This is a genomic window from Sphingobium sp. SA916, assembly GCF_002894065.1.
Classification (GTDB): domain Bacteria; phylum Pseudomonadota; class Alphaproteobacteria; order Sphingomonadales; family Sphingomonadaceae; genus Sphingobium; species Sphingobium fuliginis.
Genome location: NZ_LXYF01000046.1, coordinates 18,329 through 36,692 on the forward strand (window position 1 = coordinate 18,329; position 18,364 = coordinate 36,692).

General features: G+C 65.8%; 13 protein-coding genes. 9 read left to right on the forward strand and 4 right to left on the reverse strand.

Going from position 1 to position 18,364, the window contains the following annotated elements; translation table 11 throughout:
• Window positions 1-99 precede the first annotated feature (99 nt).
• Window positions 100-903, forward strand: coding sequence for an exodeoxyribonuclease III (gene xth / locus A8G00_RS14720; protein ID WP_103001013.1), 804 nt, complete (start codon window positions 100-102; stop codon window positions 901-903).
• Entirely contained in the window at window positions 900-1,406 is a 507-nt protein-coding gene (locus A8G00_RS14725) for a GFA family protein (RefSeq protein WP_216365617.1), read from the forward strand. The genes xth and A8G00_RS14725 overlap by 4 nt, the downstream gene beginning before the upstream one ends.
• A 78-nt stretch (window positions 1,407-1,484) precedes the next feature.
• On the opposite strand, the gene A8G00_RS14730 is transcribed toward A8G00_RS14725, so the two are convergent.
• Genes A8G00_RS14730 through A8G00_RS14740 form a run of 3 tightly spaced genes read right to left on the reverse strand, consistent with a single transcriptional unit; the run spans window position 1,485 to window position 6,904 of the window.
• A complete protein-coding gene (locus A8G00_RS14730) occupies window positions 1,485-3,035 on the reverse strand; it encodes a sulfatase (protein WP_103001015.1) in 1,551 nt (516 codons plus the stop codon).
• Window positions 3,035-4,453, reverse strand: a complete 1,419-nt coding sequence (locus A8G00_RS14735; RefSeq protein WP_103001016.1) for a sulfatase — start codon at window positions 4,451-4,453, stop codon at window positions 3,035-3,037. Before A8G00_RS14735 ends, A8G00_RS14730 begins: the two co-directional genes overlap by 1 nt.
• A gap of 6 nt (window positions 4,454-4,459) precedes the next feature.
• Entirely contained in the window at window positions 4,460-6,904 is a 2,445-nt protein-coding gene (locus A8G00_RS14740) for a TonB-dependent receptor (RefSeq protein WP_172451864.1), read from the reverse strand.
• Between the two features lie 259 nt (window positions 6,905-7,163).
• On the opposite strand from A8G00_RS14740, the gene treF reads away from it, so the two are divergent.
• The 7 genes from treF to A8G00_RS14775 all read left to right on the forward strand — a co-directional run bounded on the left by treF (window position 7,164) and on the right by A8G00_RS14775 (window position 17,454).
• Window positions 7,164-8,744, forward strand: coding sequence for an alpha,alpha-trehalase TreF (treF, locus tag A8G00_RS14745; RefSeq protein ID WP_238320133.1), 1,581 nt, complete (start codon window positions 7,164-7,166; stop codon window positions 8,742-8,744).
• A gap of 127 nt (window positions 8,745-8,871) precedes the next feature.
• Window positions 8,872-9,084, forward strand: a complete 213-nt coding sequence (locus A8G00_RS14750) for a DUF2934 domain-containing protein (protein WP_103001032.1) — start codon at window positions 8,872-8,874, stop codon at window positions 9,082-9,084.
• Between the two features lie 30 nt (window positions 9,085-9,114).
• Window positions 9,115-11,220 carry a glycogen debranching protein GlgX gene (glgX, locus tag A8G00_RS14755; RefSeq protein ID WP_103001018.1) on the forward strand — a complete coding sequence of 702 codons (2,106 nt, stop codon included), beginning with the start codon at window positions 9,115-9,117 and terminating at the stop codon, window positions 11,218-11,220.
• A complete protein-coding gene (treZ, locus tag A8G00_RS14760) occupies window positions 11,217-12,926 on the forward strand; it encodes a malto-oligosyltrehalose trehalohydrolase (protein ID WP_103001019.1) in 1,710 nt (569 codons plus the stop codon). Before glgX ends, treZ begins: the two co-directional genes overlap by 4 nt.
• Window positions 12,923-14,638, forward strand: coding sequence for a 4-alpha-glucanotransferase (gene malQ, locus A8G00_RS14765; protein WP_103001020.1), 1,716 nt, complete (start codon window positions 12,923-12,925; stop codon window positions 14,636-14,638). The genes treZ and malQ overlap by 4 nt, the downstream gene beginning before the upstream one ends.
• Complete coding sequence (gene treY, locus A8G00_RS14770) at window positions 14,635-17,052, forward strand: malto-oligosyltrehalose synthase (RefSeq protein WP_103001021.1); 2,418 nt, start codon at window positions 14,635-14,637, stop codon at window positions 17,050-17,052. Before malQ ends, treY begins: the two co-directional genes overlap by 4 nt.
• Window positions 17,053-17,142: 90 nt before the next feature.
• Window positions 17,143-17,454, forward strand: a complete 312-nt coding sequence (locus A8G00_RS14775; RefSeq protein ID WP_044660774.1) for a hypothetical protein — start codon at window positions 17,143-17,145, stop codon at window positions 17,452-17,454.
• 36 nt (window positions 17,455-17,490) lie between these two features.
• Here A8G00_RS14775 and A8G00_RS14780 read toward each other — a convergent pair whose 3' ends face one another.
• Window positions 17,491-18,258 carry an SDR family NAD(P)-dependent oxidoreductase gene (locus A8G00_RS14780; protein ID WP_103001022.1) on the reverse strand — a complete coding sequence of 256 codons (768 nt, stop codon included), beginning with the start codon at window positions 18,256-18,258 and terminating at the stop codon, window positions 17,491-17,493.
• Between the last annotated feature and the right edge of the window lie 106 nt (window positions 18,259-18,364).

Sequence of the window (18,364 nt, forward strand, 5' to 3'; positions counted from 1 at the left end):
GACGGGCGTCTCCTGAATCACCATGAAGACAGGCGACGATATTTTGGCGCGAGATGCGGCGGTCATGGCCCATGACGCCCGCCGGCTGTCGCCCAGGCCGTGAAGGTCGCGACCTACAATGTGAACGGGGTCAACGGCCGGCTCCCTGTCCTGCTTCGCTGGCTGGCCGAGACGCGGCCTGACATCGTCTGCCTTCAGGAACTCAAGGCGCCCGACGAGAAGTTTCCGGAGGTACCGATCCGTGACCTTGGATATGATGCGGTCTGGCATGGCCAGAAAAGCTGGAACGGCGTGGCGATCCTCAGCCGCGTCGGCGAAATCCACGAAACCCGGCGCGGCCTGCCCGGCGATCCCGACGACAGCCACAGCCGCTATATCGAGGCGGCGGTGAACGGCATCCTCATAGGCGGCCTCTATCTTCCCAATGGCAATCCCCGCCCCGGCCCCAAGTTCGACTATAAGCTCCGCTGGTTCGACCGGCTGATCGACCATGCCGCCGGGTTCATCGACCAGCGACTGCCGGTCGTGCTCGCCGGCGACTTCAACGTCATGCCCACGGACCTCGACGTCTATAAGCCGGAACGCTGGCGCGACGACGCGCTGTTCGCGCCGGAGGTCAGGGCGGCCTATTTCCGTCTGCTCGACCAGGGCTGGACGGACAGCCTCCGCACGCTTCATCCCGATGAAACCATCTACACCTTCTGGGATTATTTCCGGAACGCCCATGCGCGCAATGCGGGGCTCAGGATCGATCACCTGCTGCTCAGTCCGGCCCTTTCGAACCGGCTCGTCGCCGCCGAAGTGGATCGCAACGTGCGCGGCTGGGAAAAGACCAGCGACCATGCGCCGGTCTGGATCGAACTGGCGGATGCGCCGCCGCCGCGCGCCAGGGAGAAGGGATGATGAACGCCTCTGCCATGCTTTCTGGCGGCTGCGCCTGCGGCGCGGTGCGTTATGCGCTTCATTCCCCGCCCTTCGATGCAGGTTATTGCCACTGCCGGCTATGCCAGTTGACGAGCGGCGCGCCAGTCATGGCGTTCGCCACGGTTCCGGTCGGGGACTTTCGCATCGTCGCGGGCGAACGCGCCGTCCGCCGGTCCTCCGACTTTGGCGAGCGCGGCTTTTGCGCCGCGTGCGGAACGCCTCTCACCATGCAGGTCGATCACCAGCCCGACACGATCGACTTCACGATTGCCACGCTTGACGATCCCTCCGCCCTTGCCCCTCAATTCCATATCTGGGATGCCAGCCGCATTGCCTGGTTCGAAATGGCCGATGCCTTGCCGCGCCATGCCGGTTTCCGGCCCGATACGGTGGGACTGGACGATGGCGTTTCCGGCAGCGATTCCTCAGCCAGCAGAGGTGCATGGCTGTCGTCGAGCGCAACGAGTTCGGGCGCGGGGTGATGGAGGCGTCGGCAAAGGTTCGATGACCAATTTCATCTTCCGGTCCCCTTCCGTCCGCCCTGCCGTATCTTCGCGTCGCTATCTTCCCGATGGCCGATAGAAGCGCGGCGGGAAAGGAGCGGCCGGCGAGCCTTTGGGATCGCGCAGTTCGTTCCGCTCCCCGGCATCCGGGCTGAGCGGAATCTGCATGCCGCCCGTTTCCTGCAGCATCCGGAACAGCTTCGCGCTCATCCGTTCGGCCAGTTGCTCATGCCCCGGCCTGGCCAGCAGATTGTCGCTCTCCTGCGGATCGGCCGCCAGGTCGTACAGTTCGTCCACGTCCCAGATGCCGTGGAAGTGGATATATTTATACCGATCCCCGCGCAGGGCATGGACGGTCGGCGTCTGCGGGAAGTTGCGTTCCCAATAATATTCATAAACCAGATCCTTGCGCCACGGGACCGCCCGTCCCTGCGCCAGCGGCAACATGTCCATGCCGGCAAGCCCATCCGGTGCCTCCAGCCCTGCGGCGGCGAGCATGGTGGGCGCGACGTCGAGATTGGCGACGATGTCCTCCACCGTCCGCGGGCCGAAGAGGGAGGGACAACGCATCAGCATCGGCACGCGCATCGATTCCTCATAGGCGGCGCGCTTGTCGATCAGCCCATGTTCCCCGAACATGAACCCGTTGTCGCCCATATAGAGGATCAGCGTGTCGTCCAGATCGCCCCTTCGTTCCAGCAGGTCCATGATACGCGCCAGTCCTTCGTCGACGGCCAGCAATGTTTCCATATAGCGCTTGTAATAGTCGGCGATGTCGAGCTTGCCGTGATAGGCATAGTCGACGCCGTGCCAACTGTTGCGCTGGTTTTCGACCCACATCGGCCGGCCCGGAACATCTGGCTTCATCGTGTCCGGATAGCGGAACGTCTCCCCGGAATAGCGCCCTGCATGCCGCTCGGCCGGAATGAACTCCGAATGGACGGCCTTGTGCGCCAGATGCATCATCCACGGGCGCTTGCCGTCGCGCTTGCCGATCCAGTCCATCGCATAGTCGGTCAGTTCGTCGGTGATATAGCCCCTTTGCGGCACCTTGCGGCCATTGACGTTCAGGCCATCCTCGCCCGGCAGATAGGTGCCCTGCCCCTTGAAGCTGACCCAATGGTCGAAGCCGGGCTGGGGCTGGTCCGTTTCCTGCCCCATGTGCCATTTGCCGATGAAGGCGGTCTCATAGCCCGCCTGCCGGAGATATTCGGGATAATAGATGAGGCCGGCCGGTATCGGATGATTATTGTCCACCACCCTGTGCTGATGCGCATAGAGCCCGGTGAAGATCGTGGCGCGACTGGGCGAACACAGGGCGGTGGTGACGAAGGCGTTCCTGAAATGCACCCCCTCCCGCGCCAGCCGGTCCAGCGTCGGCGTCTCCCCGAAGGATTGCGCCTTCATGAAGCCGATCGCGTCGTAGCGATGATCGTCGGTGAGGACGACCAGGATATTCTTCGGCCTGGTCCCCGCGCGGCGGCGCAGCTTCAACCGCTTCTTTTTGGCCGGGACGGCCGCGGCATCCGCCGCCGCCCAACTGTAAAGGCCGAATGCCCCCGCGCTGCCGGCCAGCAACAGGCCGCGTCGGTCCAGCTCGTCCGCCATCACGGCCGTCCCATATGCGAATAGGGATCGGTCTGTCCGGCCAGCCAGGGGTCTTTGGTCGCCGCCCGCATGGCATGCAGACGTTCGGACAGCGTCCGCTTCACCCCGGCATAGGCGGGATCGGCGGCGACGTTCCCTAGCTCATCCGGATCGCGCATCAGGTCGTAAAGCTCCTCCGCGTCCCGCTTGAGATAGGCTGCCAGCGTCCTCTTCCCCAGGCGGATGGCGGGATCGGCGCTGATCGCCTTCCACGCCGGAGAACCCGCCACGTCTCCGGCGATGGGATAGTCCAGCGGGGAAGCGAGGTTGAGAATATAGCTGTGCGTCCGCGTGCGGATGGCCCGCATGGGATAATATTGGTTGATCTCATGAAAGTCGTGGCTGGCGAACACGGCGTCGCGTTGCGGATCGGCGCGACGGCCCAGCAGCGGCAGCAGCGAACGGCCGGAAAGCGCATAGGCGGTCGGCGCGGCGACGCCGGTCCATTCCAATATGGTCGGCGCGATGTCGACCCAGCTCACCATCGCATCGTTGACCGCGGTCGCGCTTCCCGGGGCGCGGATGATCAGCGGCAGGTGCAGTCCGGCGTCGTAGAGGTTGGTCTTCGCGCCGGGAAAGGGCCGCCCATTGTCGCTGAGGAAGATCACCAGCGTATCGTCGGCGCGGCCGGTCGCGGCAAGATCGTCCAGGACCATGCCGACCCCGCTGTCCAGACGGCTGACGGACTCATAATATTCCGCCAGGTCGGCTCTGATGGCCGGCAGATCGGGCAGATGGGACGGAACGGGCACTTTGCGCGGATCGTAGCGGGCCGGCTTCACGCCCGGCGACGGCCGGTCATTGCCATAATTGACGGCGGCGCGATGCGGATCGCTATAGGCGATGGTGACGAAGAAAGGCCGATCGTCCGTGGAGCGGATGAAGCTGGACGCCGCAATCGCGAGTTCGCGGACATCGCGGATGCCCGACCGTTCGGGCACAAGTTCCGCCTCATAGGGAAAGGCCGAGTCCGGCCCCACATGCTTCTTGCCCACAAGCGCCGTCGCATGGCCCGCCCGGCGCAGGAGCGAGGGCAGCGTTTCTATTCCCGGCAGCAACGACTGGTGATGGATGTCGTGCTGGAGCCCGTACATGCCGTTCTGGTGCGTGTAGAGCCCGCTATTGATCACCGCCCGGCTGGGACTGCAGGAGGATACGGCGGCAAAGCCCTGGGTGAAGCGCGTCCCCTCCCCCGCCAGCCGATCGATGCGCGGGGTGCGGATCGGCACGCCATAGCAGCCGAGGTCCAGGCCCTGATCGTCGGAAATCAGCAGCAGCACGTTGCGCGCCCTGCCCCGCCGCGTCTGGGACAGGCCGGCCGGGGCGACGGACGCTGCCGCCGCCCCGGCCATTCCCTTCAGAAGGTCGCGCCGGTCCATCAGCGGTCAGAAATTGACCGCGGCGCTAAACCGGAAGGATCGGCCCAGGATCGGGCGCGCCAGGATCGGGCCGGAGCCTTGCCCGCCGATGATGCGCGGATTGCCCTCCGTCAATCCGATCTCGTCGGTCAGGTTGTTGCCCGTGACGGCCAGGCGGATGCGGTCGTTGACGGTGACAGCCACGCCCGCGTCAAGCTGGTAGAAATTCGGCAGCAACTGGTTGTTCTCCGGATCGGAGAAACGATCCCCGGTATATTGCAGCGTCGCGAAGACGGAGGGTTTGAGGCTGCCCACCGTCACTTCATAGGCAGGGGTGACGCGCCAGGCCCATTTGGGCTGCCGCTGCACGCGGTTGCCGGTGTTGTCGATCGTGCCGCCGCCGCTGAAAAAGCCGCGATAGGTGGCGTCCAGCCAGGTCAGCGCGCCGGAAATGCTGAACCCTTCGAACGGCCGCAGCGCGCCTTCCAGTTCCACGCCCGTCGCCTTCGCGCCGCCATTCGAACTGATCGGCACATTGTTGATCAGCGTCGTGGTGGCAAGACCATCGAACTTGTTGTGGAACACCGTCGCATAGAGATTGGCGAAGGCAGTCGATATTTTCACGCCCGCCTCATAGGTATCCACCTCGGCAACGGCGGCAAGGCCGGTCTTGTCCGCAATATTGGTGGCGGACGCCTCGCGAAGATTGTCGAATTGCGGGAAGCTGTTGCCCCGGCTGTACCGGGCGAACACACCGATCTCCCGGCTGAAATCGTAATTCGCGCCCACGGTCCACGACCAGGCCGAGTCCCGGTAACGGATTGAGCGTGGCGGCCCCAGCCGAGTAATCGCATTGTCGTACAATGTGTTGGGATTGCCGTCCAGATCGAACGAGCCGCCATCGGCCGATGTGCTGAGCGTCGCATCGACCACATGGCGCTGCCACCGCACGCCGCCATCCACGCGCAGTTCGGGCGTGATCTGCAATTCATCCACCGCGTAGAAGGCATAGTCCTTGCCCTCATAATTGCCGCGCACCTGGAAGGCGGGCCCGCTGGAGAAACCGTTGAGCGTCGCTGCCTGCAACACCCCGACTCCACTGGTCAGCGTCATGTCGAGCCGCCGCGCATTGGGTTCCGCCTGCAACAGCACCTGATTGCCCAGCACCCATTGGTCGCGGGTGGTGTAATCCGCGAAATAATAGCCGCCGGTCAGCTTGTTGTTGCCCGAAGCCCATTCCAGCGCGCTGTCCGCGACGAAGGAGGAGATCTTCTTGCGCACTTCCCAGATGCCGGCGCGCAGCACCTGCGTATTGGCTCCGGTCGGAACCACGCCACCGCCATTGGCATAGGTGAGCGAGGCCAGCGTCGCGCCCGTTCCGCCCAGCGTCTGCGCCATGGCGGAAGCGGCCACCGGCGCCGCCACCGGCACCAGCCCGACCGTGTCGGCGCGCCCGCCCAGGAAGCTCATGCGCTCGCGGAAACGCAGCCCGTCGACCAGTTCGTAATCGAAGGTGATGCCGGTGTTGATCACCTTGGCCCCGCGTCCGTCGGCCAGATCGACGGCGCGCCCGACCAGATTGGTGACGCGGCGCGTATCCGGACCGTTCAGCGTGTCCGTCCCCGCATCGAAGCCGGGATAGGCGCTGATCTTGCCGCCGTTCGAGACGACGGGGATCGGCAGCAGCCACTGGCCGTGATCGTTGAGATAGCGGGCATATACCTCCACGGAACCGCGGCCGCCAAAGTCATGATGGATGTTCGCGGTGATCTGGCCGCCCTTTTCCGCCCGATAGCGCGGATCGCGAATGCCGTTGCCCTGCGCGTAGAAGCCGCCGACCATGAAACCCGTGTCGGGGCCGAGCGGGCCGGAGACCCAGGCGTCGCCGCGAATCTCGTCATAATCGGTATAGGAAATCTTGGCCGAACCCTTGAAATTCGCCCCGCCGATCCGCGGCACGACGTTTACGGTCAGGCCCGGCTGGCCGCTGGAGAAGAGGGAGCCGGTGCCGCCGCGCACCGCTTCGACGCGCTGCACCGTCTCGTCCAGCCGGATGAGTTGCGAGTTTTCCAGGAAGGACAATGTCGGCGGCGGAAAGATCGGCACGCCGGCAAGCTGGAAGGTCACGAACTGCGCGTCGCCACCCGACGGATAGCCGCGCACGAAGATATTGGCGCCGTTCTGGCCACCGGAGCTTTCCGCCATGACGCCCGGCACGGTGCGCAGCAGGTCGGCGGTGCTGTTAGGCGCCGCCCGCGTGATCGCTTCGCTATTGAGCGAGGTGACGGCGAAGGACGCATCCTGCCGCCGCGTGCCCGCGCCGGCGGTGCCGACGACCACGATCTCGACGTCGCTGGCTTCTTCCGGCGGAGCGGCGCTGCTGCCCGCAACCTGGGCCAGGGCGGGAAAGGCGGTGAAAAAGGCGCTGACGGTAACACCCGCCATCAGGCGGCGTTGAAGGCTTTTCGGCATGACTTCCTCCCTCTTCCGAAGTCGGCGCGATCGATGCCCCGCCGATCTGCCGCTGACATACTGCATCTGTTTTCGATGACGGAATGGAAAGTGCATCCATAGCCGCTATGCTCTTCTTTTTTCCGCGCAATCGTTGCATTAATGTCTCAATGGAGAGAGGTTTTCCTTTGATCCCTCCGGTGAAGAGAGCGAGAAGAAGCCGGTCCGCGCGGCACGGGAGCGCATCATAATAAAGTCTTCGGTCAAGGAGAGAGGAACCATGCACGTCCGATCGGCCATGAAGTCGTCGCCCTGGCGGCGTATCGTCATGCTGGCTGCAATATTGACGCTGCCGGCGTCGATTTCGGCCCAAACCTCCCCGGCGGAGATTTATGGCGACCTGTTCCGGGCCGTGCAAACGCAGCGGCTGTTCCCCGACGGCAAGACCTTCGTCGACGCAGTGCCCCGGCGCGCGCCGGACGCGATCATGGCCGATTTCCGAAGCAGCAGGCCGCAGGACAAGGAAGCGCTGCGCAGCTTCGTCCTTGCCAATTTCGCCGTGCCGGGCGTCAATGACCGTAACGCCGGCACCCTGCGCCGGCACATCCGGACGCTCTGGCCCACGCTGGTGCGCCAGCCCGAAGCCGTGGCGCCGGGCAGTTCCGCCCTGCCGATGGAGGCGCCCTATGTCGTGCCGGGCGGCCGCTTCCGCGAAATCTATTATTGGGACAGCTATTTCACCATGCTCGGCCTGGCCGTCGACGGGCAGCAGCCGCTGATCGAATCCATGCTGACGGATTTCACGGCGGCCATCGAGCGCTATGGCCATATTCCCAACGGCATGCGCAGCTATTATCTGGGCCGGTCGCAGCCGCCCTTTTTCGCGCTGATGCTGGGCCTGTCGAAACAGGGCGATCCCACGGTCGACGCCCGACGGCTTGCCGCGTTGCGCCGCGAATATGATTATTGGATGAGGGGCGCCAGCTGTGTCGACGCCGGCGGCGCATGCGCGCGGGTCGTCAAAATGCCGGACGGCACGCTGCTCAACCGCTATTGGGACGATGTTCCGCAGCCCCGCGACGAATCCTATGCCGAAGATGTGGCGACGGCGGCAGAGGACCGGACGCGCCCCGCCCAGGCGCTCTACCGCCATCTGCGCGCCGGGGCGGAAAGCGGATGGGACTTCAGCAGCCGCTGGCTAGCGGACCCGCGCCGGCTTTCATCGATCCGCACCGCCGACATCGTGCCCGTCGACCTCAACAGCCTGATGCTGATCGTGGAGGAGACCATCGCCCGCCGTTGCGGCGAAGCGCGGGACGGCGCCTGCGCCGATCGCTTCACCCGTCTGGCAAGGCAGAGGCGCGGAGCGCTGGACCGCTATTTCTGGGTAGCGCGCGAGGGCCGCTATGCCGATTGGGACCGCACCGCCCGCAAGCCGACGCCGGTTCTGTCGGCCGCCACGCTCTACCCGCTGTTCGCCGGCGCCGCTTCGCCCGCCCAGGCGAAGGCGGTCGGCGCGACCGTGCGGAGCCGGTTGCTGGCGGTGGGCGGGCTGCGCACAACGACGCTGCGCACCGGCCAGCAATGGGATACGCCCAATGGCTGGGCGCCGCTGCAATGGATCGCGATTGCGGGACTTGAGCGGTCGGGTGAAGCCGCGCTGGCGCGCGAAATCGCCAGGCGCTGGCTGGGCACGGTGACGGCCGCCTATGTCGAGACCGGCCGGATGCTGGAAAAATATGATGTGGAGGAACGCAAGCCCGGCGGCGGCGGCGAATATCCGACACAGGACGGCTTCGGTTGGACCAATGGCGTGACCAGCGCGATCATGGAGAAATATCCCGAACTTGCTACCGAATGACGCGCAATGGCGCTGGGCGGGGCTGACGTCCGGGCTGAAATTTTACTGATCCAGATCAGACTGCGCATCCTATTCGCATCCCACGCATTTGACCGAGGCAGCCATCAGGGCCGCCGAGGGAGGCTCCATGCCGGACGATACCGAAGACAGGATTCGAGAGAGCGCCTATGCCATATGGGAGGCGCAGGGCCACCCCGAAGGATTGGCCGAGGATCATTGGCGGCAGGCCGAGGCGGAGATCGGCGGACTTCCGGAGGACAGCACCCTCCCCAATCCGCTGGCGACCGGTGCCGCCGCCGAGCTGCTCTCCAGGCCCGCCTCCCGAACGAAATCGGCCTGATCCGTCCATTCCAGCATAGCCGGAGCCCGCTTGAGCCAATATCCCGACCGCCTTGAGGGCGGATCACCCTACCCCCTGGGCGCCACCTTCGACGGGTTGGGCGTCAATTTCGCCCTTTTCTCCGCCAATGCAGACCGGGTTGACCTCTGCCTGTTCGATCCGAAAGGCCGCAAGGAAATCGCCCGCCTGACCCTGCCGGAATGCACGGATGAGGTCTGGCACGGCTATCTTCCCGATGCGCGGCCCGGCCTGCTCTATGGCTATCGCGTGCACGGACCCTATGCGCCGGAACAGGGGCATCGCTTCAACCCGAACAAGCTGCTGCTCGACCCCTATGCCCGGCGCCTGACGGGCAGCCTGCGATGGAACGACGTGCTGCACGGCTATCCGGTACGGGGGCGGCGCACCGATCTGGGCTTCGACCGGCGGGACAGCGCGGCGGCCATGCCCAAGGCGGTGGTGACTCATGACAGTTTCGACTGGTCCCGCGACGTGCGGCCCAACGTGCCCTGGTCGGAAACCGTCATCTACGAAGCCCATGCGAAGGGACTGACCAAATTGCTGGAGGCCGCGCCGCCGCAGGAACGGGGCACCTTCGCCGCGCTCGCGCACCCCAGGGTCATCGACCATATGAAGCGACTGGGCGTCACGACGCTGGAGCTGATGCCGATCCACGCCTTCGTGCAGGACCGCTTCCTTCAGGAAAAGGGGCTGCGCAACTATTGGGGCTATAACACGCTCAGCTTCTTCGCGCCGGAACCCAGCTATTTCGCCGGGGATACGCATGATGAACTGCGCGTCGCGGTGCGCCGGCTGCATGCCGCGGGGATCGAGGTCATTCTCGACGTCGTCTATAATCATAGCTGCGAAGGGAGCGAACTGGGGCCGACCCTGTCCTGGCGCGGTATCGACAATGCGACCTATTACAGGCTGGTGCCGGGCGAGCCACGCTATTGCCTGAACGACACCGGCACCGGCAACACCTTCAAACTGACCCATGCCCGCGTGATCCAGATGGTGGCGGATTCGCTGCGTTACTGGGCGACCAGCTTCGGCGTCGACGGTTTCCGCTTCGACCTGGGGCTGACGCTGGGGCGCACCGACCATGGGTTCGATCCCAATGCCGGGCTGTTCGACGTGCTGCGGCAGGACCCGATATTGGGCCGGCTGAAGCTGATCGCGGAACCATGGGACGTCGGCATGGGCGGATACCAGCTCGGCAATTTCCCGCCGGGTTTTGCCGAATGGAACGACCGCTTCCGCGACACCACCCGCCGCTTCTGGCGCGGCGATCCGGGGCAGCGCGCCGATCTCGCCGCGCGGCTTTCCGGGTCCGGCGACCTGTTCGACCGCCGCGCCCGCCGGCCCTGGGCCAGCGTCAATTTTCTCACCAGCCATGACGGCTACACGCTGGCCGACCTCGTTTCCTATGAGGAGCGGCATAATGAGGCCAATGGAGAGGATAATCGCGACGGGCATGACAATAATCTCTCGCGCAACTGGGGCGCGGAGGGACCGACGGACGATCCCGCCATCAACGACATGCGCAACCGGGTGCGGCGGGCCATGCTGACGACGCTGCTCGCCTCGCTCGGCACGCCGATGCTGGTGGCGGGGGACGAGTTCGGGCGGACCCAGGGCGGCAACAACAATGCCTATTGCCAGGATAATGAGATAAGCTGGCTCGACTGGTCGATGATGGAGGGCGAGGCCGGCCAGGCCTTGTTCGACTTCACCGCCCGGCTAATCGCCCTGCGCAGGAGCCATCCCGTGCTGCGCGCATCGACCTTTCTCTACGGCCAGGACGGCCCGGGCTCCGGTGTGGGCGACATCGAATGGTGGGACGAGCGCGGGAACCCGCTGAGCGAGGAGGACTGGAACAATCCGGAGGGGCGCGCGCTGGCGATGCGCCGCGCGCACCGATTGGAGGACGGACGGGTAGAGGCCCTTTCGTTGCTGTTGAACGCCAGCGATGCGCCCATCGACTTCCACCTGTCGGCGCCCTCCGCTTCGCATGAAGTGCTGATCGACAGCGCCCAGCCCGAGCGGGAATCGTTCGAGATCGCCGGCGATTATGGCGTGCAGGCCCATTCGGCCGTGCTGGTGCGCTGGGTGGGCGAGAAGCCGGACGCATGACGCTCTGGGGCCCTGTCGAACTGGAAGAAGGCCGCTGGCGCTTCCGCCTCTGGGCACCGGACCGGGATGCGGTGACGCTGGAGATCGAAGACGCCGCGCCGATCGCCATGGCCGCGCAGGCGGACGGATGGTTCCTTGCCGAAGCGCCCGCCGGGCCCGGAACGCGCTACCGCTTCCGCCTCGATCCGGAACGGGCGGTGCCCGACCCCGCCTCCCGACGGCAATCCGGCGGAGTCCATGGGTGGAGCGTCATCACGGCGCTCGACCCGCCGGCCGAAAGCTGGCGCGGCCGTCCCTGGACCGAAACGGTCATCTATGAAATCCATGCCGGTCTTGCAGAGGGCTTCGCTGGAGTCCGGGCCCGGTTGCCGGAACTTGCGGAACTGGGCGTGACAGCGATCGAACTGATGCCGGTCAATGCCTTCAGCGGGGCACGGAACTGGGGTTATGACGGTGTCCTGCCCTTCGCCCCGGCCGAAGCCTATGGCTCGCCGGAAGACCTGCGCGCGCTGGTCGATGCCGCCCATGGCCATGGCCTCATGATCTTCATGGACGTGGTCTATAATCATTTCGGGCCGGACGGAAATTATCTCGGCGCCTATGCCTCGCCCTTCTTCCATGCGGAGCGGCATACGCCCTGGGGTGGCGCGGTCGCCGTGGACCGTCCTCCGGTCGCCGCCTTCTTCCGCGAAAACGCGCTGATGTGGCTCAACGACTATGGCTTCGACGGTCTGCGCTTCGATGCCGTCCATGCCATAGGCGACGACCGGTTCCTCGACTGGCTGGCGGGCGAAATCCGCGGCGCCATCGGGCCCCAGCGCCATGTCCACCTGATGCTGGAAAATGAACGCAACGATCCCGACCGGCTCATGCCCGGCCGCCGCTATGACGCGCAATGGAACGACGATTTCCACAATGTCCTGCATGTGCTGCTGACCGGCGAGCGGGACGCCTATTATGCCGACTTCGCCCGGCAGCCTACGGAAAAGCTCGCCCGCTGCCTCGAACAGGGCTTCATCTATCAGGGCGAAGCCTCGCCGCACCAGCAGGGCAGGACGCGGGGCGCACCCAGCGGGCATCTGCCGCCCACGGCCTTCATCGCCTTCCTCCAGAATCACGATCAGGTCGGCAACCGGGCGATGGGCGAGCGGATCATCGACCTGACCGATCCGGCGCGGCTCAGGGCGGCGACGGCGCTGCTGCTGCTGATGCCGCAAATCCCGATGCTGTTCATGGGGGAGGAGGTGGGCGCGCGCAGCCCGTTCCTCTTCTTCACCGATTTCCATGACGAACTGGCCGATGCCGTGCGCGAGGGGCGGCGGCGTGAATTCGCCGGTTTTGCCGGCTTTTCCAGCGCGGAAGCCCGCGCGCGCATTCCCGACCCCAATGCCATTGAGGCTTTCGGGCAATCCCGCATCGTCGCGGGCGAGGATGCGGAGGAATGGCGCGCCCTCTACCGCAATCTGCTTGCCCTGCGCCACGCCTATGTCGTGCCCGGTCTGGAAGGATGCCGCGCAATGGGCGCCCGGGCGCTGTCCCCGAACTGCGTCAGCGCCCGGTGGCGGCTGGGAACAGGCCGCCATCTTTCCATTCTGCTCAATCTGGGCGACGCACCCGTCGATCCGATCCTGGCCGATCCACCCCTGTTCGCCACCAATTCCCCCGGCGCCCCTGCCAGCTTCGCCGCTTGGATCGAGGAGCCATGAGCGACCTTCACCGCCTTGCCGCCGAAGCCGGGCTGATGCGATGCTGGACCGATGCCGATGGCGCGCGGCAGGAGGTCAGCGACGGCAGCCTGCGCGCCATATTGACGGCGCTGGACCTGCCGGCCGGGACGCCGGAGGAGATCGCCAGAAGCAGGGCCTCGCTCCGCCACCGGCTGGATCGCCTGCCGGCCATGATCACGGCGGACCGGAACAAGCCCATCCCCCTGCCCGACCGGCTGCATGACGCGCAATTGCTGGACGAAGCAGGCCATGCCGTCGACATCGGCATGGACAGCCTGCGTCGATCCGGCGTGGGGGAACCGGGCTATTACCGCCTGGAATCCGCACAGGGCAGCATCCGCATCGCCATCGCGCCGGATCGCTGCCCGCCGATAGGCCGCCGTTGCTGGGGTGTCGCCATCCAGATCCCATCCCTTCGCGGCTCCGGCGATTTCGGGGATTTCGGCACGCTTTGCGAGGCGGTGCGGCTGCTGGGCGCGAAGGGCGCCGATGCCGTGGCGATCAGCCCGGTCCATGCGCTGGACGACCCTGCCCGCTTCGCGCCCTATTCCCCTTCCAGCCGCCTTGCCCTCAACATCCTTTTCGGGGAAGCCGAGCCCATAGCCGCAGCGGATGGATCGGACCTGATCGACTGGAGCAAGGCCGGCCCGGCCAAATTGGCGGCGCTCCGCCGGACTGTCGGCGGTGACGACGCCGGCTTGTTGCAATCCCATGCCCGGCGTGGATTGGATGCCGTCCAGCAAGCGGCGCGGGAGGCGGGCATGGCCATCGGCCTCATCGCCGATCTTGCCGTCGGCGTCGATCCCGGCGGCAGCGACGCCCGATCCGATCCCGCCGCCTTTCTTCAGGGATTGCGGATCGGCGCGCCGCCCGACCCGCTCGGCCCCCGGGGGCAGGATTGGGGGCTGACGGGCTTTAGCCCGCTGGCGCTGGTCGAACGGGGTTTCGAACCCTTCATCGCCATGTTGCGCGCCAATATGCCCGCGGGCGGCGGCATCCGCATCGATCACGGCTTTGGCCTGCAACGGCTCTGGGTCGTGCCGGAGGGACGGGCGGCGAGCGAAGGCGCCTATCTCCGCTATCCGTTCGACGATCTGCTGCGGCTGGTGAAGCTGGAGGCGTGGCGCGCCCGCGCCATCGTGATCGCGGAAGATCTGGGCACCCGGCCTGCAGGCTTCAGCGCCGCGCTGGAGGCGGCGGGCATCCATGGCATGGCGGTGCTGCCCTTCTCGCGCGATGAGGCTGGCGAATTCCTGCCCGCCGCCGCCTATCCGGCGCGATCGGTGGCGATGAGCGGGACGCATGACACGCCGACGCTGGCGGGCTGGTGGACCGGACGCGATCTTGAGTGGAGCCACCTGCTGGATCGCGGCGGGGACAGCGGGGCGGAGCGGGACCAGAACCGCAAGGCGCTGTGGCGCGCCATCGGTGAAGCAACGCCCATGCCCGCGAAAGACGATCCGGACATGGTGATCGACCGGGCGCTCGCCTTTCTGGCCGGGACGCCTTCGTCCCTGCTTCTTGTTCCGATGGAGGATATGGTCGGCATGATCGAACAGCCCAATCTGCCGGGCACCGTCGACACGCATCCCAATTGGCGGCGGCGCCTGCCCGACAGGATGGAAAAGCTGCTCGACCGGCCGGATGTATCCCGCCGCATCGACCGGCTGAACCGGGAGCGGGGCGCTTGATCCCGCGCGCTACCTACCGCCTGCAACTGACCCGCGACTTCCCCTTCGCGGCGGCGGAGGACATCGTCCCCTATCTGGCGGCGCTGGGGGTGAGCCATGTCTATGCATCCCCGATCACGATGGCGCGCAGCGGATCGAGCCATGGCTATGACGTGATCGATCCGACCCGCATCAATCCCGAACTGGGGGGCGAAAGCGGCTTCCGCAGCCTCGTCGCCGCGCTTCGCGCGCGGGGCATGGGCATCGTCATCGACATCGTGCCCAATCACATGGGCGTGGCGGGCGGCGAAAACCCTTATTGGAACGACGTTCTTCGCCTTGGCCCGGATAGCCCCTATGCGGGCTGGTTCGACATCGACTGGCAGAGCGGTCCGCTGGTGCTGCCGCTGCTGGGGGCGCCCCTGACCCAAGCGATCGAGGATGGCGACATCAGGCTTTCAGCCGGAAACGATCCGCACCTGCTGCTCTATGGCGACCAACGGCTGCCGCTAAAGCCCGGATCGCTGGAACAGGAACCTGACGAGCTGCGCCGCCTGCTGGACATGCAGCATTACCGGCTGGTCCACTGGCGCGCCGCCAATGACCTGCTGAACTGGCGGCGCTTTTTCTCGATCAACGATCTGGCGGGCCTGCGGATCGAGGACGCCGCCATATTCCATGCCACGCACCGGCTATATTTCGACCTGTTCGGGGAGGGGCTGATCGACGGCGTGCGGGTCGACCATGTCGATGGCCTGTCCGACCCCGCCGCCTATTGCCGGTCCCTGCGCGCCGCATTCGATGCGATCCGTTCCGGACCGGATCGCGCCTATATCGTGGTGGAGAAGATCCTGGCCGCGGACGAGCCGCTTTCGCACGATTGGGGAGTCGACGGCACCAGCGGCTATGATTTCATGAGCGACATGACGGCGCTTCTCCACGATCCGTCCGGTGAAGCGCCGCTCCGGGCATTGTGGCAGAACCTCGATCCCGATCATGGCGATCCGGCCAGGGTGCTGCTGGAGGCGCGCCGCGACATGCTGTCCTGGCAGTTCGAAGGCCAGCTTGCCGCCTGCGTCGCTGCGTTCGCTGCCCTTGCCGGTTCGGCGCGGACCGCCGACGCCGCACTGGAAGCCGTCACCCCCGCAATGATCCGCAGGGCGATCGAACGGCTGCTCTGGGTCTTTCCCGTCTATCGCACCTATGGCGACGGCCGCGCTGCGCCGATGAGCGACGCGACGGTCCGTGAACGGGCCTGGAACGCCGTTCAGCCGCACCTCCCACCCGGCGAGGCAGAGGTGGCAAGGCATATCCTTGACTGGTTGGGAGGCACTGGTCCGGGCGATGCCGACTGCGCTGCGGAGGCCGTGCGGCGCTTCCAGCAGCTTTCCGCACCCATCGCCGCCAAGGGCGTGGAGGACACCGCCTTCTACCGCTACGCTCCGCTGCTATCTGCCAATGATGTGGGCGCCGATCCGGAACGGTTCGCCCTTTCTCCGGAGGAATTTCACCGAAGGGTGCAGGCCCGTGCAGAGGTCTTTCCCCATGCCATGCTCGCGACGGCGACCCACGACCATAAGCGCGGCGAGGATGTTCGTGCGCGGCTTGCGGTGCTGAGCGCCGTCCCGCGACTGTGGGAGGAGGCGGTCGGCCGATGGTCGCGCATGGCGGACGAATGCGGCGCCGACATTCATCCCGCTGATCGTTACCAGCTCTTTCAGACGCTTTTCGGCGCATGGCCGGCATCGGCCGATCGGGCTTTGCCGGAGGATTTTCCCGGCCGCATTTCCGGCTGGCTTGAAAAGTCCCTCCGCGAAGCGCGGCTGCGATCGAGCTGGGAACAACCCGAAGCGGGCTATGAGGCGGACGCCCGTAAGCTGCTGCATCACCTTCTGGCAAAACCGGAATTCACGCAGGACATGGGGGCCTTCGTGACGCGGCTCCTCCCCGCGGCGCGCGCCGACAGCCTGGTCCAGACCGCCCTCAAATTCACCCTGCCCGGCATGCCCGACATCTATCAGGGTAGCGAACTGGAAGACCTGAGCCTCGTCGATCCCGACAACCGGCGGCCCGTCGACTATGCACGCCGGCTCCGCCTGTTGGACCACGGCGACGTGGCAGAGGGGGAGAAGATGGCCCTCATCCAGCGCCTGCTCCGCTACCGGAAGGATCATCCCGACCTGTTCGCGCTGGGCAGCTATCGTCCGCTTTGCCCGGCTGGCCCCCTGGCGGCGCATATGTTCGCGTTCGAACGCCGTCATGCGGGCGTGCGCCTTTGCTGCGCCGTCATGATCCGCTGCGGACGGATTTTGACCGAACAGGGCGCCCTGCCCCCGGCCCAATGGTGGAGCGACAGCCGGTTGGAGGGTGATGTCGATCCGCTGGCAGCCGAAATGTTCGCCAGCACCCCCTATTTCATTAACCTGAGTGAATAAGGAGAAATGTCGAGGAACATAAGCAGGTTCCGCGAGTATACGCCAGAAGCGGCGATCTGTGTACCGGCCGCATCATGCAAAGCAGGCACGATGATCGACAGCAATATTCTTCCATGGTTGGCAGCCAATAGCGAAAATATCCAGTTGCACTTCAACGCGCATCATGAAAGCCACACGACGGTTGCGCGTCATCTTCTCCACCGCGAGCGGCTCGGCGACGTGCTGCATTTCGCCGGTCAGGACGCTCGCGCCGCCTGCATCGACAGCGGAACGCTCTGGGAATTGAGCATCCGGCATTGGGACGGCAGCGACACGCATCTGGCCGGCCCGTCGCTCGAACAATGTCTGGCGCTGGCTGAGGCCCTTCTGATCTCCTCGACGCGGGGTGCGCTCGCCGCCTGATCGCGGCGGCAGGTCATGTCCGGCAGGCTGCCGCAATCAGGGCAGGCCTATGCCCGTTATCTCCTCCAGCCTCTGAAGCAGCCGGTCCTGAAAGCCGGTGTCGGTCACTTCGCCGGCCGGCTCCTCCATCTGAAGATCGTGCCAATAGCGACCGCTGACCAGCGCCGCCGGGTCGTTGCTGGCGGCAAGCCAAACCTGAGTCCTGCGGCCTGTGTCTATGTCGACGGGCGCGCTGGCCCCGCCCATGCGCGTGCGCACCCATCCGGGGTCGACGGCGCTGCAGACGACATCCGGCCAGCGGCGCGACAGCGCGGCGGCAAGGGCAGCGACATGAAGCTTGGTCTCCGCATAGGCCTTGCCCGCGTCCCATTCGCGCTTTTCCCAGTCGAGATCGTCAAGGGAGCCCTCGCCGCCCCGATGCAGGCTGCTGCTGAGATAGACGAGGCGTGACGGCCGATCGATGAGGGCGGTGAGCATATAGGGCGCCAGGCTGTTCACGGCGAAGATCGTCGCATGTCCCGCTGCAGCCGGTCCCCGGTCCGCCGTGCTGTAGATCCCGGCATTGTGGATGATGGCGTCCATCCTGCCCAGGGCATTGACCTGAACGGCCACGTCGCGTGTTTCGGCGGCGCTGCCGAGATCGCCCACGACAAGCCCGCCGGACCGGTTGCCCAGCCCGTCCAGTGCCGCGGCCCGCTCCGGCGAACGCGCATGCAGGATCACCTCATGCCCATCGTCCATCAGCGCTTCGGCGGCGGCACGTCCCAGGCCTTCGGTGCTGCCGGTTATGAAAATGCGCGACATATCGGCTCCTTCCTTTTGCCGGCTTTGCCCCGGCCATATCCAATTGTGAACAAGGATAACGCATGCCGAGGCATCCGGCAGCAGCCCGGAACGAACCAAACCGGTC

Coding starts and splice junctions, on each gene's coding strand:
- A8G00_RS14725 (WP_216365617.1), top strand. CDS start 900: ATGATGAACGCCTCTGCCATGCTTTCTGGCGGCTGCGCCTGCGGCGCG.
- A8G00_RS14730 (WP_103001015.1), bottom strand. CDS start 3,035: ATGGCGGACGAGCTGGACCGACGCGGCCTGTTGCTGGCCGGCAGCGCG.
- A8G00_RS14735 (WP_103001016.1), bottom strand. CDS start 4,453: ATGGACCGGCGCGACCTTCTGAAGGGAATGGCCGGGGCGGCGGCAGCG.
- A8G00_RS14740 (WP_172451864.1), bottom strand. CDS start 6,904: ATGCCGAAAAGCCTTCAACGCCGCCTGATGGCGGGTGTTACCGTCAGC.
- treF (WP_238320133.1), top strand. CDS start 7,164: ATGCACGTCCGATCGGCCATGAAGTCGTCGCCCTGGCGGCGTATCGTC.
- A8G00_RS14750 (WP_103001032.1), top strand. CDS start 8,872: ATGCCGGACGATACCGAAGACAGGATTCGAGAGAGCGCCTATGCCATA.
- treZ (WP_103001019.1), top strand. CDS start 11,217: ATGACGCTCTGGGGCCCTGTCGAACTGGAAGAAGGCCGCTGGCGCTTC.
- malQ (WP_103001020.1), top strand. CDS start 12,923: ATGAGCGACCTTCACCGCCTTGCCGCCGAAGCCGGGCTGATGCGATGC.
- A8G00_RS14775 (WP_044660774.1), top strand. CDS start 17,143: ATGATCGACAGCAATATTCTTCCATGGTTGGCAGCCAATAGCGAAAAT.
- A8G00_RS14780 (WP_103001022.1), bottom strand. CDS start 18,258: ATGTCGCGCATTTTCATAACCGGCAGCACCGAAGGCCTGGGACGTGCC.